This is a genomic window from Bradyrhizobium symbiodeficiens (genome assembly GCF_002266465.3).
Classification (GTDB): domain Bacteria; phylum Pseudomonadota; class Alphaproteobacteria; order Rhizobiales; family Xanthobacteraceae; genus Bradyrhizobium; species Bradyrhizobium symbiodeficiens.
On the sequence record NZ_CP029427.2, the window covers coordinates 4149054 to 4164602 of the forward strand.

The window sequence follows — 15549 nt, forward strand, 5'->3', positions numbered from 1 at the left end:
ACCAAAAAACCGGAAGACATGTCTTGGTCGGGAGGGACAAATTCATCGTCCTCCAGAGACAGCCCCTATCTTGTCGTCGCGACCAGATCGGGAAACAGACAGAGATCAGGAAACAGACAGCCTGGTTCAAAATTTGTGCTTGATTGCAGCATTGGCCGGACTAGCCTTTGATCGTCAATACGACTTCGTGAGGCTCGTTATCGACGGAGTGCCGCGATGCCGTTCTGGACCACGCAGGATCTTCCCCCCGGCCAGCAGTTCGGCTTCTGGCGCGAAGTGTTGTGCGAAGCGTTCATTACGCTTGATCCGTCTCGCAAGAGCCAGGGAGCCTTTACCGGGAGCGTCGAGGCGCACGCGGTATCGGATGTGAATGTCACGCGGCTGCTGACGGATGAACACCGGGTCCTCAGGGGGGCCAAGGAAATCCGCAAGACGCCACTCGAGTATTATTTCGTCAACATGCAGATCGAAGGCGATGTTCTCGCAAAGCAGCGGGGACGAGAGGCGCTCGTAAGGCCGGGAGAGTTCTACATCGTGGACTCAACGGAGCCGTATGATCTCGACTATCGATCGAACCTGGAGATCTTTTCCTTCAGAGTGCCTAAGAAACGTCTCGATCCGCTCTTGAAGGATGCGGCAGGCGCAACGGCCATTCGCGTTTCGAAGGGGAGTCCGACCGGACAATTGGCTGTAGATTTTCTGCAGTCGGTCGTTCGGCAGCCTCAGATTCCGCCGGAAGCGCAGGAGACGGTCGCGGATACGATCGCAAAGCTCGTCGCGTTGGCTCTCGGTGGCACGGCGGAGGCTGAGGAAAGCAGACCCTCATGCACCCGGAGAGCCTTTCTGAATGAGATCCTCAAACATATCGATGAGAATCTTTTTGATCCGTCCTTGTCGGTCGAATCCGTTTGCCGAAAATTTCACGTCACGTCCCGCTATCTCCATCGGCTTTTCGAGGCGGAAGAGGCGACCTTCGGAGCCACCATCCGGTCGAAGCGGCTCGCGCGGTGCGCTGCGGAATTGACCAGTTCAACGGACCAGTCGATTGCCGCCTTGGCCTTCGCTTGCGGATTTGGCGACGTATCTTACTTCAATCGCATCTTCAAAAGAGCGTTCGACAAGTCTCCCACCGCGTACCGCCGCGCCAATTTGGGAGTTCAGTCGAAGTCCAGCACACAATAATCGGCGAGAAGGAACGGCTGGGGCCTTTTCCTGTCTGGCGCGTGCGACATTGAGTTCCCCACACGTAACACTATTGCGGGTCGACACTGTTCCGACCGCCGTGCTACCGCAAGCGGATCAGGAACCTGAGTGCAACAGTGACTTCCATCCGCCCCTCCAGCTTTTGGAACCCGCGCAACTGGCGCGGGCTCGTGGCTGTGCTGGTGGCGACCATGTACCTGCTCGCGGGCGCGCTGCATGGCTCGCATGACATCGACGTCACCACGCCCGGCGGCGGCTCGGAAATCGCGGAGGCCCTCGATCACTCCTCGGGCCACAGTGACCACAAGGCCATCGGTGGACATCATTGCCATGGCTGCTTCTCGCTGGCCGTGACGCAGCCGGCGCCGACGACCTTCACGATCGCGCTGGTCTCGGCTACGCACCCGCAGTCCGCCCCTCAGCTCGCCGGCATCATCCCCGATACCGACTCTCCCCCTCCCAAGTCGCTGGCCTGAACGGATTGGTCGGGCGCATCGCGCCCATTGGTTCATCCTCACGGGTCGGTTTCATGTCTCCCTGGAATTTGGCCGCGCGCTTGGCGTGCGTGGCGGCGTGTTTGATTGCCGGATCGGCGATTGCGCCGTCTTACGCCCAGACTTTGACGATGCGGAGCGCGCTGTCGCGCGCGCTGGCCGCGAGCCCGCGGCTGACGGCGGCGGAGCGTGACGTCGGCATCGCCACCGGCCAGCGCATCCAGGCGGGCGCCCTGCTCAATCCGGAACTCTCCTACGAGCAGGACGATTCCTTCGGTTCCGGCAAATATCGCGGGACGCGATCGGCGGAGACGACGCTGCAGATCAGCCAGGCCTTCGAGCTGTTCGGCAAGCGCGACGCGCGGATCGCGGCTGGCGCTGCCGGCATCGAAGTCGCCGCGATCCAGCGCAAGGCGATCAGGCTCGAGGTGCTGTCGGAAACCGCGATCGCCTTCCTCGGCGTGCTCGGCGCGCAGCGGCGCATCCATATCCTCGACGAGCAGATTGCGGCGATCGACCGCCTGACGCCGCTGCTCCGCCGCCGCGTCGAGGCCGGCGCCTCCTCACCGGCCGAGACCGGCCGCGCCGAAGTCGCCTCCGCCCTGGTGAAGGCCGACCGCGAACGCTTCAAGGCAATTCTGGCCAGCGCCCGACGCGAGCTTGCGGTGCTGATGGGCGATCCCAACGCCAAATTCGGCGAGGTCTCCGGCCGGCTGGACATCCTGGGTAAAACGCCGACGTTCCAGTCGGTGGTCGCCGCCATCGACGCCAATCCGCAACTGGTGCGCTGGACGGCGGTCTATGCCCAGCGTAACGCGGAACTTCTACTGGCACGGCTCAAGCCCTATCCGGACGTGCGGATCGCAGCCGGCTGGCGCCACTTCAGCGAGACCAATGACGATGCTGTCAGGCTCTCCCTCTCCGTGCCGATCCCCGTGTTCGACCGGAACCAGGGAAACATCCTCTCGGCGCAGGAAAGCCTCGCCAAGACCCGGGCCGAGCGCGAGGTCAACCGCAACACGCTGATCGTGATCGCCGGCCGCGCCTACGACTCGCTGCAGGGCTCGCTGCGCGAGCTCGCGGTGCTGCGCGAGACCGCCATCCCCAAGGCCATGGAGGCGTCCGAGGCGATCTCGCAAGGCTACGGCCAGGGCCGCTTCACTCTGCTCGAGGTGCTCGACGCCCAGGCCAGCGTCAGCCAGGCGCGCCTGCGCGAGCAGGAGGCGCTGCAGAACTTCCACGCCGGCGTTGCGACCATCGAAGGCCTCGTCGGCAATCCCTTCACGCTGGCGCGGGAGACCGCACGATGAAGACGTCCTCTACTATCGTCGTGGCCATCGTTGCCGCCGCGCTCGGCGCCTACGGCTACTCGCTGCTCGAGCCAGCCACGCCCGCGCATACCGAGCACAGCGAGCATTCCGAAAAGAAGCCGAACGACCATGTCGAGCAGGACGAGCATGGTGCCGACCGCATCCGCATCTCCGACGTCAAGCTCGCAGCCGCGGGCGTGACGCTCGCCGAAGCCGCGAGCGTCACGCTGACCGACACGCTCGCCTTCAACGGCATCCTGCGCGCCAACCAGGAAGCCGTGGTGCAGGTGACGCCGCGCTTCCCGGGCCTCGCCAAATCGATCCAGAAGCGCATCGGCGACAAGGTCGGCAAGGACGATCTGCTCGCCGCCATCGAGAGCAACCAGAGCCTCACCGTCTACGAGCTGAAGGCGCCCATTGCCGGCACCATCATCGAGCGGCAGATCTCGCTCGGCGAATACGCCTCCGAGCAGAAACCGGCCTTCGTCGTCGCCGACCTCTCCACCATCTGGGTCGACCTGTCGATCTACCGGCAGGATTTAAGGCGCGTTCGCCTCAACGACGAGGTGCTGATCGATCCCGACGATGGCCGCGGCGAGATCAAGGGCACGATCTCCTACATGGCGCCGATCGGCTCCAGCGAGACGCAGACCGCGCTTGCACGCGTGGTGCTGCAAAATCCTGACGGACGCCTGCGGCCCGGGCTGTTCGTTACGGCCAAACTGATCCTCGCCGCCCGCAACGTCGCGGTCGCCGTGCGCAGGAGCGCGATCCAGACGCTGGAGAACCGGACCATCGTGTTCGTCCGCGAAGACGGCGACAAGATCGAGGCGCGACCGGTTGAACTTGGCGATTCCGACCCGCGCCATATCGAGATCAGGGCCGGCCTGTCGGCCGGCGAGCATTACGTCGCCGAGAACAGCTTCGTCGTGAAGGCGGAGATGGGCAAGGGCGAGGCCGAACATGATTGAGCGCCTGATCGCCGTCTCGCTGCAACAGCGCTGGCTGGTCCTCCTGCTCGCGCTCGGCGCCGTCGCTTTCGGTGCCCTAAATTTCCAGCGCCTGCCGATCGATGCGGTGCCTGATATCACCAACATCCAGGTCCAGATCAACACGCGTGCGCCCGGCTACTCGCCGCTCGAAACCGAGCAGCGCATCACCTTCCCGGTCGAGACCGCAATGGGCGGCCTGCCCAGGCTCGACTACACCCGCTCGCTGTCGCGCTACGGTCTCAGCCAGGTGACGATCGTCTTCAAGGACGGCACCGACATCTTCTTCGCCCGCCAGCTCGTCGGCGAACGCATTCAGCAGGTGAAGGACCAGCTTCCGGCCGGCGTCGAGGTCGCGATGGGGCCGGTCTCGACCGGGCTCGGCGAAATCTTCATGTACACCGTCGAAGCCAAGAGAGACGACAAGACGGGCGCGAAGACGCAAGGCGGTCACGACTATTCGCTGACCGATCTGCGCACCGTGCAGGACTGGATCATCAAGCCGCAGCTTCGCAACGTGCCCGGAGTGATCGAGGTCAACACCATCGGCGGCTTCGAGCGGCAGTTCCATGTGCTGCCGGACCCAGGCAAGCTGATGGCCTACCGGCTCGGCTTCCGCGACGTCATGACGGCGCTCGCCGCCAACAACGCCAATGTCGGCGCCGGCTATATCGAGCGCAACGGCGAGCAATATCTGGTTCGCTCGCCGGGTCAGGTCGGCAACCTCAGTGAAATCCAGGACGTCGTGATCGGCTCGCGCGGCGGCAATCCCGTCAGGATCAGGGACGTCGCTGTTGTCACGGAAGGCCGAGACCTGCGCACGGGCGCTGCGACGCGCAATGGCGAGGAGACCGTGCTCGGCACCGCCATGCTGCTGATCGGCGAGAACAGCCGCACGGTGGCGCGCCGCGTCGCCGCCCGCCTGGACGAGATCGCCAAATCGCTGCCCGACGGCGTGGTGACGCGGACCGTCTACGACCGCACCGACCTGGTGGAAGCCACCGTCCGCACGGTCAAGAACAACCTGCTGGAAGGCGCGGCCCTGGTGGTGGCCGTACTGTTCCTGATCCTCGGCAACATCCGCGCCGCGCTCGTGGTGGCCTGCGTCATTCCGCTGTCCATGGCGATGACGATATCAGGCATGGTCGAGACAAAAGTCAGCGCGAACCTGATGAGCCTCGGCGCCATCGACTTCGGCATCATCGTCGACGGCGCCGTGATCATCGTCGAGAATTGCCTGCGCATGTTGGCCCAGGCGCAGCGCGACAAAGGCGGGCTGCTGACGGTCTCGGAGCGAATGCGCGCGATCCTGCGCGGGTCCAGCGAAGTCATCAAGCCGAGCCTGTTCGGAACGCTGATCATCGCGGTGGTCTATCTGCCCGTGCTGACGCTGACCGGCGTCGAGGGCAAGATGTTCACGCCGATGGCGCTGACCGTGCTGATGGCGCTCGGCGCAGCCGTGCTGTTCTCCATCACTTTCGTGCCGGCGGCGGTCGCCATCTTCGTCACCGGCAAGGTGTCCGAGCACGAAAACCTGTTCATGCGGATGGCCAAGCGGGCCTATCTCCCCCTGCTCCGCTTTGCCATCGACAACCGGGCCGCGGTCGCCGTCATGGCCGCACTCATCGTGGTCGCAAGCGGCATCGCCGCGTCGCGGATGGGCGGCGAGTTCATTCCGAGCCTGGACGAAGGCGACGTCGCGCTGGCCTCGATCCGGATCCCCGGCACCAGTCTGACGCAATCGGTAGACCTGCAGAAGGCGCTGGAAAAACGCGTCATGCAGGTTCCGGAGGTGAAGGAATTCTTCACCCGCATCGGCACCGCCGAGATCGCCACCGACCCGATGTCGCCGGCACAGACCGACGGCTACGTCATGTTGAAGCCGCGCGCCGAATGGCCCGACCCCGGCAAATCGAAATCGGAGGTGATCGAGGCCATCGACAAGGCCGCCGACGATATTCCCGGCAGCGCCTACGAAATCTCCCAGCCGATCCAGTTCCGGGTCAACGAGCTGATCTCGGGCGTGCGCACCGACGTTGGCGTCAAGATCTTCGGCGATGACCTCGATATCCTGCAAGGCGCAGCCAAGCAGGTCGAGGCCGCGATCCGCGGTATCCGCGGCGCCAGCGACGTCAAGATCGAGCAGGTCGCAGGGCTGCCGATCCTCACCGTCCGCCTCGATCGCCAGGCGCTCGCCCGCTACGGCCTCAGTGTCAGCGAGGTGCAGGGCATCGTCGAGATCGCCGTCGGCGGCAAGTCGGCCGGCAAGCTGTTCGAGGGCGATCGCCGTTTCGACATCGTCGTGCGCCTGCCCGAATACCTGCGCGGCAATCTCGAGGCGATCCGGGCGATCCCGATTCCGCTGCCGCCCGGCGAGGACGCCGCAACCGGCACGGCCATTCGCACCGCGCTGGCCGCCTCTCCCCTCGCCCAGATGCGCTATGTGCCGCTGTCGTCGGTTGCCACCGTCGACGCGACGCCCGGGCCGAACCAGATCAGCCGCGAGAACGGCAAGCGGCGCATCGTCGTCACCGCCAATGTCCGCGCGCGCGATCTCGGCTCCTTCGTCACTGACGCCGAGGCGGCGGTGGCCGAGAAGGTCAAGCTCCCGCCCGGCTACTGGATCGGCTGGGGCGGCCAGTTCGAGCAATTGGTCTCCGCGACCAAGCGGCTGACGATCGTGGTGCCGGTGGCGCTTCTGCTGGTGTTCCTGCTGCTGTTCATGAGCATGGGATCGGCGGCCGATGCGGCGCTGGTATTCTCCGGCGTTCCGCTGGCGCTGACCGGCGGCGTGGCGGCGCTGCTGCTGCGCGGTATTCCGCTCTCGATCAGCGCGGGTGTCGGCTTCATCGCGCTGTCGGGCGTCGCCGTGCTCAACGGCCTCGTCATCATCGCCTTCATCGAGCGGCTGCGCAGCGAGGGGCGGCCGGTCGCGGAGGCCGTACGCGAGGGCGCGCTGACGCGGCTGCGGCCGGTGCTGATGACCGCGCTGGTCGCCTCGCTCGGCTTCGTGCCGATGGCGCTCGCGACCGGTGCCGGCGCCGAGGTGCAGCGGCCGCTGGCGACCGTGGTGATCGGCGGCATCATCTCCTCGACCATCCTGACCTTGCTGGTGCTGCCGGCGCTCTACGTGCTGTTCCGCCGTGACGCGGCGAGCGAAACGCCTACAATGGCGGCTGATTTGGCGGCGTCCGGGGAGCGCTAGAAGTGGGCAGCCACGACCATCACGGTCATCACCACCATGATCATGGCGACCACGGTCATGGTCACGACCACAGTCACGGCCATGTCCATGCGCCCGCGAATTTCGGCAAGGCGTTCGCGATCGGCATTGCGCTCAACACCGCGCTGGTCGTGGCCGAAGCGATCTACGGCTATCTCGGCAACTCCACTGCGCTTCTCGCGGACGCCGGCCATAATTTGTCCGACGTGCTCGGCCTGGTCATGGCCTGGGGCGCCTCGATCGCGGCGCGGCGGGCGCCGAGCGGCCGCTTCACCTACGGTTTTCGCGCCTCCACCATTCTGGCCGCGCTCGCCAATGCCGTGTTCCTGCTGGTCGCGACCGGCGCGATCGGCTTGGAGGCGATCCTGCGGCTGCGCGAGCCGGAGCCGGTCGCTGGCGTCACCGTCATGGTGGTCGCCGGCATCGGCATCCTCATCAACGGCTTTACCGCCATGCTGTTCGCGAGCGGGCGCAAGGACGACATCAACATCGAGGGCGCGTATCTGCACATGGCCGCCGACGCCGCGGTCTCGCTCGGCGTCGTGGTCTCCGCGGCATTGATCATCTGGACCGGCTGGCTCTGGCTCGATCCCGTCACCAGCCTCGTCATCTGCGCCACCATCCTCTGGAGCACGACCAGCCTATTGCGCGGCTCCATCGACATGGCGATGGCGGCCGCCCCCAAGGGCACCGACCTCGCCGCGATCAGAGCCCTCCTGCTCGCGCGTCCCGGCGTGTCGGCGATCCACGATCTCCACGTCTGGCCGATCTCGACCACCGAGACGGCGCTGACCTGCCACCTGGTCATGCCCGCCGGCACCGGCGATGGCTTCCTGATGGAGACGGCGCAACTGCTAAAGACGACCCATCGCATCGGCCATACCACGCTTCAGGTCGAGACCCACCCGGACAATGGCTGCGCGCTGGCGCCGGATGATGCGGTGTGACCGCGCTTAGGCTTCGCCGCGATCGGCGCGGCCTGCTCTGGCCCTGAGCCAATCGAACACTACGCTTCCCAAGATCGCGCTCGAGCCGGCGAGGAAGGGAATGGCGTAATACGCGTAGCGATTGAGCCCATAGATGAGAAAGGTCGGAAACGCGGCGCTGACCATCGCCAGCAGGATCATCAATGTGCCGCCGGCGACGAGGCGGCCGGAAGACCGCCGCACCCAACCCGCATGGCTCGCGGGGACGCCGATCAGAAGCACGAGGGCGAGGACGAGTGTCGCCGAGGACAGCCACAGCATTACTCCCGGGCGATCGTCGTATTCGGTCGAGACTTTCACCCCGCAGCACAGCGCGACGAGGTCCGAGCTCGGCGCGTAGCCACGCGCAAAGAGGCGGTTCAAGTTGAGCTGAAGCTGATCCGCGGTCGGCAGTAGCCGCGACAATGGCCACCAGGGTTTGTAGTCGTCCTGAATCAGCTGTCCGGGCTTCAACCCGCTCGGGCTGCCAAAGAACGGGAACCTGTCGCGTTCCGTGAAGAACTCATAGCCCTGCGGACTGGGCGTCCGCCGCGCGACCGAATTTGCGTCGAAGAGCAGGAAGAACATCTCCCGGAGAAAGTGTTTCGTGAGGTGTCGATAGAGCGTCGACGGCGTCGTCAGCGTTTCCACGAAGATGTCACGCACCACCCTCTCGAGATCCGTATCGCTGTCGCCGGCCTTCGCCAGCCGGTGCATCGCCCCGAACGGCCACTGATAGACCTCGATGTCGGGCCATCCCCGAGGCGTGTCCTCGGCACGCATCTGCTCGACGTACCCCCGCGCCTGCGCCTTCCGGTCGAGATGAACGCCGTGCTCGAAATCGCCGGAATAGCCGACCACGAAGGCCATCACGGCCAGGGTCTCGTTGCCGGCGGGGCGCTTGCCGATCGCCAGATTGATCGCCGCCGGCGTCAGATAGACGGCTGATGCGAGAAGGCCTGCCAGGGCAAGCACGCCGAGCCGGCGCAGGAGCCCTGCGTCCAGCACCACCACCAGCCACAACAGAATGACGGCAGCCTGTCCTACCGCTGCCGACCGGCAGGTCATCACGGCGCCGAGCGTCAAGCCCACGGCCGCCGCGGACGGCAACGCCGGCCATTTTCTCAATGCGGCGCCCGCGGCGATGAAGGCCGCAAGACTGACCAGGAAGTTGGAGATCGTCTCCGCACCGATCGTATTGTCGTAATGGACGATGCGGCCATGCAGCGCCGCAAGACAAAAGGCGAGCAGCGCGAAGAAGCGCGGCGCGCCGGCAAAACGCACGATCCCCGCAACGAAAAGCGCAGTTCCGACGCTCATCAGGTGCTGCGCGATGACGAACACAAGGATGTGCGGGCCGAACAGTTTCGACAGCAGCGCAAGGAAGGCGGCCACCCCATACGGCCGCTTCATCACATCCTCGAGATATTGTCCTCTCAGGATGGATTCGGTCTGGATGATATAGGCCGCACTGTCCTCATGGATAAAGTGATCCGGCCAGGCCACCAGGAAAGCAAGGTGAACCATCAAGGCCAGGCCGATCGCACAGACCCAGACCCAGAACCACGCGATGGAGCCTGCCCACCGGGGCAAGGCGGACCAAAGACCAGTGCGCTGGATCAGAGCTGGATTCAATTCAATGCCCGCAACCGGAAGTTCGGGGGCGACTAAGTCGCCTTCGCGGTCACGATCCAGATCGCGCCTTGCAACGCGACGCTCTGCCCCTTCTGGAACGGCGCGAGCATCTCGCGGATCGAGGCTTTTGCGGCCGCGTACGTCTCCGGCGGATGTCCCTGCAGCGCGCGGCTGGCGGGGCCGATCTGCAAGGCGCCATCCACCGCCGCATCGAGGCCGCCGCCGATCGCGACGTCCATCGGAAGGTCATGCGGCTCCATCGCCATGTCGACGAAGCCGGCCCCCTTCAGGATGCGCATCACACGTTCTTCCGAGGCGAAGGCGAACGGGCCCGGCTCCTCCGGCCCGACCGGCGGCATCTTCGGCACGTGCTTGTAGACCGCCATCAGCGGCGCCATCATCCACGGGTTTTCCTTGGGCTCCCGCCAGCAGGCGAAGGCGAGCCGCCCGGTCGGCTTCAGCGCGCGGCGAAGATTTGTGAAGGACGCAATGGGATCGGCAAAGAACATCACGCCGAAGCGCGAGGCGAGCAGATCAAAGCTCGCCGGCTCGAACGGATGCACCGTCGCATCCGCCAGCACGAAATCGAGCGGCAGGCCTTTCGGCGCAAACGCGCGCGCCTGCGACAGCATCGGTTCGGAGACGTCGAGGCCGAGCGCGAACCCGTCGGGCGCCACCGCCTTGGCGAACGCGAACGTCGTCGCGCCGGAGCCGCAGCCGACATCGAGGACGCGCTCACCGGGCATCGGCCTGGCGCGGTCGATCAGCGCCTCGGCAATCGGTCCAAGCAGGCTCTCCTGCGCAGCATGGCGATCGGCCCAGCGCTGGCCGCTCGGGCCGTTCCAATAGGCGATCTGGTCGGCGTTCTGTTCGTGTCCGCTGGGCTGTTGCATGGTGTCCCCGGTCATTCCCATTCGCGATGCCGCTCGTCGCGGCTCTGCAACCACACCGCGGCGATACCACGTCCGGATGTCCAGCGCACCTTTTCGGGAGCCAAAGCGGCTTGCGCGCGCGCTTCTCCGAACCCGCGGCTCTGAAGCAAATGTTGGGCTGCGCGGGCTTGCCGAGCCATAGCTCGCGAAGCGAGCAAAGGCTGGTGGGCGGTCACGGATTCGAACCGCGGACCCTCTCGGTGTAAACGAGATGCTCTAACCAGCTGAGCTAACCGCCCCTCGCCGCCTCTTTATCCCTACCCGCCCCATAGGAGCAAGTCCCGAACCTCAATCCCCCGGCCTTCCCGGCAGCAGCGGCACCGCGTCGATCCAGACCGCCGCCGACTGGCACCAGATCTGCCTGACGGGGCGCAGTTTGTCGCGCTGGCGGATCGAGCCCCAGCGGATGCCCCAATCGTCGGCCTGGTCGGCCTCCCCGCTGGTGAACAGCGGGGAACCGCAATCGGCGCAAAAATGCTGGAAGCGCATTCGGCCGTTGTCGCCGCGCTTGCCGTAGACCTTGGGCGTACCGCCGGTCAGGTGGACATCGGCCTTGCTGCAGATCGCCGTCACCCGGAACGGCGAGCCGGTCAGCGTCTGGCAATCGGAGCAGTGACAGACCGAGACATCCTCCGGATCGACCTCGGCCTCATAGGTGATCTTTCCGCAATGGCATTGCCCGTCGATCTGCATCACCTCGACCCCCAAAACAAAACGGCGCCCGAAGGCGCCGTTTTATCATCTTTTCGCTTACGCTTAGTGGGCAGTCAGGCCGCCGGCGGCTTCGTCGCCGTCCGGCTTGACCGTCACCTTGGTGTCCTCTTCCCAGACGATCGGCACAGGCTTCTTCACCAGCGCCTTGGCCACGACGTCGTCGAGGCGCGAGACCGGGATGATCTCCATGCCGCCCTTGATCGCATCGGAAATCTCCGTGAGATCCTTGGCGTTGTCCTCGGGGATCAGCACCGTCTTGATGCCGCCGCGGGCCGCAGCCAGCAGCTTCTCCTTCAGACCGCCGATCGGCAGCACGCGGCCGCGCAGCGTGATCTCGCCGGTCATCGCGACATCGTGCCGGACCGGGATGCCGGTCATGACCGAGATGATCGCGGTGGCCATGGCGACGCCCGCCGACGGACCGTCCTTGGGCGTCGCGCCCTCCGGCACGTGCACGTGGATGTCGCGCCGGTCGAACAGCGGCGGCTCGATGCCATAGTTGATCGCGCGCGAGCGAACGTAGGACGCCGCCGCGGAGATCGACTCCTTCATGACGTCACGCAGATTGCCCGTGACCGTCATCTTGCCCTTGCCGGGCATCATGACGCCTTCGATCGTCAGCAGCTCGCCGCCGACATCGGTCCAGGCAAGGCCGGTGACGATGCCGACCTGCGGTTCGCTCTCGATCTCGCCGTAGCGGTACTTCGGCACGCCCAGAAGCTCTTCGAGAGTCTTCTCGGTGACCTTGACCGACTTCTTCTTGGAGATCATCAGCTCCTTCACCGCCTTGCGGGCGAGTGTGGAGAGCTCACGCTCCAGGTTACGCACGCCCGCTTCGCGGGTGTAGCGGCGGATCAGAAGCAGCAACGCGTCGTCGTCGATCGAGAACTCCTTGGAGTCCAGGCCGTGCTTGGACACCGCGTTCGGGATCAGATGCTTGCGCGCGATCTCGACCTTCTCGTTCTCGGTGTAGCCCGCGATCCGGATGATCTCCATGCGGTCCATCAGCGGGCCCGGAATATTGAGCGTATTCGCGGTCGTGATGAACATCACGTTGGACAGATCGTAGTCGACCTCGAGATAGTGGTCGTTGAAGGTCGCGTTCTGCTCGGGGTCGAGGACCTCGAGCAAGGCCGACGACGGATCGCCGCGGAAATCGGCGCCCATCTTGTCGATCTCGTCCAGCAGGAACAGCGGATTTGACGACTTAGCCTTCCGCATCGACTGGATGATCTTGCCGGGCATCGAGCCGATATAGGTGCGGCGGTGACCGCGGATCTCGGCCTCGTCGCGCACGCCGCCGAGCGAGACGCGCACGAACTCGCGCCCCGTCGCCTTCGCGATCGACTTGCCGAGCGAGGTCTTGCCGACGCCCGGAGGTCCGACAAGGCACAGGATCGGTCCGGTCAGCTTGTTGGCGCGCGACTGCACCGCGAGATACTCGACGATCCGCTCCTTGACCTTCTCCAGCCCATAGTGATCGGAATCCAGCACGGCTTGCGCGGCCTCCAGATCCTTCTTCACCTTGGACTTCTTGTTCCACGGGATCGACAGCAGCCAATCCAGATAGTTGCGCACGACGGTCGCTTCCGCGGACATCGGCGACATCTGGCGCAGCTTCTTCAATTCATGCTGCGCCTTGTCGCGCGCTTCCTTGGAGAGCTTGGTCTTGGAGATCTTCTCTTCGAGGTCGGCGAGCTCGTCACGACCTTCGTCGTCGCCGAGTTCCTTCTGGATCGCCTTCATCTGCTCGTTGAGATAATACTCGCGCTGGGTCTTCTCCATTTGTCGTTTGACCCGAGAACGAATCCGCTTCTCGACCTGCAGCACCGAGATCTCGCTCTCCATCAGGCCCAGCACCTTCTCGAGGCGCGTGGTGACGGACAGCGTCTCCAGGATACCCTGGCGATCCGCGATCTTGACGGCAAGATGCGAGGCAACGGTGTCGGCGAGCTTGGCGAAATCGGTGATCGCCTGAACGACGCCGACGACCTCGGCCGAGATCTTCTTGTTGAGCTTCACATAGCTCTCGAAGTCCGACACGACCGAGCGCGACAGCGCTTCCGCCTCGACCGACTTCGCATCGGTGTCGGCCAGCGCAATGGCGGTCGCTTCGTAATAGTCGGCGCGATCGGTGTATTTCTGCACGCGCGCACGCTCGAGCCCTTCGACCAGCACCTTCACGGTGCCGTCGGGAAGCTTCAAGAGCTGCAGCACGCTGGCAAGCGTACCGGTCTCGTAAATCGAGTCGGGCGCCGGATCGTCGTCGGACGCGTTCTTCTGCGTCGCGAGCATGATCAGCGCGTCGTTCTTCATCACCTCTTCGAGCGCGCGGATCGACTTCTCGCGACCGACGAAGAGCGGAACGATCATGTGCGGGAAGACGACGATGTCGCGCAGCGGCAGCACGGGATAGGCGTGCGTTTCGCCATGAACGATGGTCGGCCGGGGTTTTGGATTAGTCATGGCCTTTTCCTTTTGCTTTGCCCCCTTGCACGCAGCCCGCCATGCTCATGCGCAACCGCCACAAGGTGCCGAGGTGATCCGCAAAACCGGTCGGTCCGTTTGCGCGTTGGACCGGCTCGCCGGATCGGAACTGAGGCGAATCTGGAAGAGAATTTTTACTCGCCGCCGACATTAGGTGGCTATCGACCCGGGGGGTGTCAAGTCATTGAAAGACGCGCGCCATCAGGCGCTTACGCAACGCGGTAAGCGACGCAACACCGGCTGCGGAGATACACGTCCGCAGCCCCACCTCGAGGGTACAGTTAGAGCGTTCCAGCGCCGAAAGATCAGGCGCTGGCGTTCTCGACGGCGCGATCGGACCGATCGGCGTAGATGTAGAGCGGACGCGCCGTTCCTTCCACGACTTCGCGCGAAATCACGACCTCTTCCACACCTTCCAGGCCCGGCAGGTCGAACATGGTCTCGAGCAGGATCGCCTCGAGGATCGAACGCAACCCGCGCGCACCGGTCTTGCGCTCGATCGCCTTGCGGGCGACCGCGCCAAGCGCCTCGTCGGCGAAGGTCAGCTCGATGTTCTCCATCTCGAACAGCCGCTGGTACTGTTTCACCAGCGCATTCTTCGGCTCGGTCAGGATCTTCTTCAGCGAGACCTCATCGAGGTCCTCGAGCGTCGCCACGACCGGCAGACGGCCGACGAACTCGGGGATGAGGCCGTACTTCAGGAGGTCCTCAGGCTCGACGTGACGGAAGATCTCGCCGGTGCGACGGTCTTCCGGCGCCATCACCTGGGCCGCGAAACCGATCGAGGTCGACCGTCCGCGCGCCGAGATGATCTTGTCGAGGCCGGCGAACGCGCCGCCGCAGATGAAGAGGATGTTGGTGGTGTCCACCTGCAGGAATTCCTGCTGCGGATGCTTGCGGCCGCCCTGCGGCGGGACCGAAGCCACCGTGCCTTCCATGATCTTCAGCAGCGCCTGCTGCACGCCCTCACCCGACACATCGCGCGTGATCGAGGGGTTGTCGGACTTGCGGCTGATCTTGTCGATTTCGTCGATGTAGACGATGCCGCGCTGGGCGCGCTCGACATTGTAGTCGGCGGACTGAAGCAGCTTCAGGATGATGTTCTCGACGTCCTCACCGACATAGCCGGCCTCGGTCAGCGTCGTCGCGTCCGCCATCGTGAAGGGGACGTCCAGGATACGGGCGAGCGTCTGCGCGAGCAGCGTCTTGCCCGAACCGGTCGGACCGATCAGCAGGATGTTCGACTTCGCGAGCTCGACGTCGTTGTGCTTGGTCTGGTGGTTGAGGCGCTTGTAGTGGTTGTGCACCGCGACCGACAGGACCTTCTTCGCGTGGCTCTGGCCGATCACGTAGTCGTCCAGGACCTTGCAGATTTCCTTCGGCGTCGGAATGCCGTCGCGCGACTTGACCAGCGAGGATTTGTTCTCCTCGCGGATGATGTCCATGCAGAGCTCGACGCACTCGTCGCAGATGAAGACCGTGGGACCCGCGATCAGTTTGCGGACTTCGTGCTGGCTCTTGCCGCAGAACGAGCAATATAGCGTGTTCTTGGAGTCGCTCGTGCCGACCTTACTCATTCCTGTCTCCGTCCGCGGTT

The 15549-nt window shown here is 64.7% G+C and carries 11 protein-coding genes and 1 tRNA gene; 6 read left to right on the forward strand and 6 right to left on the reverse strand.

What is annotated here, in order from left to right; all coding sequences use genetic code 11:
* Positions 1-216 precede the first annotated feature (216 nt).
* The 6 genes from CIT39_RS19255 (at position 217) to CIT39_RS19280 (ending at position 8166) form a co-directional block, all read left to right on the forward strand.
* Positions 217-1182 (forward strand): helix-turn-helix domain-containing protein, encoded by a 966-nt coding sequence (locus CIT39_RS19255; protein WP_094977655.1) that lies wholly within the window; start codon positions 217-219, stop codon positions 1180-1182.
* 212 nt (positions 1183-1394) lie between these two features.
* Positions 1395-1679 (forward strand): hypothetical protein, encoded by a 285-nt coding sequence (locus tag CIT39_RS19260; protein ID WP_244607629.1) that lies wholly within the window; start codon positions 1395-1397, stop codon positions 1677-1679.
* A gap of 53 nt (positions 1680-1732) precedes the next feature.
* A complete protein-coding gene (gene ihpA / locus CIT39_RS19265; RefSeq protein WP_094977653.1) occupies positions 1733-3007 on the forward strand; it encodes a divalent metal ion exporter subunit IhpA in 1275 nt (424 codons plus the stop codon).
* Positions 3004-3978, forward strand: a complete 975-nt coding sequence (gene ihpB, locus CIT39_RS19270) for a divalent metal ion exporter adaptor subunit IhpB (RefSeq protein ID WP_094977652.1) — start codon at positions 3004-3006, stop codon at positions 3976-3978. Before ihpA ends, ihpB begins: the two co-directional genes overlap by 4 nt.
* On the forward strand, positions 3971-7201 hold the full coding sequence (locus tag CIT39_RS19275) for an efflux RND transporter permease subunit (RefSeq protein ID WP_094977651.1): 3231 nt from the start codon (positions 3971-3973) through the stop codon (positions 7199-7201). The genes ihpB and CIT39_RS19275 overlap by 8 nt, the downstream gene beginning before the upstream one ends.
* Before the next feature lie 2 nt (positions 7202-7203).
* Positions 7204-8166, forward strand: coding sequence for a cation diffusion facilitator family transporter (locus CIT39_RS19280; RefSeq protein ID WP_162308583.1), 963 nt, complete (start codon positions 7204-7206; stop codon positions 8164-8166).
* A gap of 6 nt (positions 8167-8172) precedes the next feature.
* Here the strand turns inward: CIT39_RS19280 and CIT39_RS19285 are convergent, their stop codons facing one another.
* From CIT39_RS19285 to clpX, 6 genes are all read right to left on the reverse strand, one after another.
* Positions 8173-9711: a hypothetical protein gene (locus CIT39_RS19285; protein WP_148667329.1), complete on the reverse strand. Its 1539-nt coding sequence runs from the start codon at positions 9709-9711 to the stop codon at positions 8173-8175.
* Positions 9712-9851: 140 nt separating this feature from the next.
* A complete protein-coding gene (locus CIT39_RS19290) occupies positions 9852-10712 on the reverse strand; it encodes a class I SAM-dependent methyltransferase (RefSeq protein WP_094977866.1) in 861 nt (286 codons plus the stop codon).
* Between the two features lie 201 nt (positions 10713-10913).
* Positions 10914-10990: transfer RNA gene (locus CIT39_RS19295), tRNA-Val, on the reverse strand.
* A gap of 49 nt (positions 10991-11039) precedes the next feature.
* Complete coding sequence (locus tag CIT39_RS19300) at positions 11040-11444, reverse strand: GFA family protein (RefSeq protein WP_094977865.1); 405 nt, start codon at positions 11442-11444, stop codon at positions 11040-11042.
* Between the two features lie 63 nt (positions 11445-11507).
* Positions 11508-13931 carry an endopeptidase La gene (gene lon, locus CIT39_RS19305; protein WP_094977649.1) on the reverse strand — a complete coding sequence of 808 codons (2424 nt, stop codon included), beginning with the start codon at positions 13929-13931 and terminating at the stop codon, positions 11508-11510.
* A 326-nt stretch (positions 13932-14257) separates the two neighbouring features.
* The gene (gene clpX / locus CIT39_RS19310) at positions 14258-15529 is read right to left on the reverse strand and encodes an ATP-dependent Clp protease ATP-binding subunit ClpX (protein ID WP_094977648.1); all 1272 of its coding nucleotides are present in this window, start codon (positions 15527-15529) and stop codon (positions 14258-14260) included.
* Positions 15530-15549 lie beyond the last annotated feature (20 nt).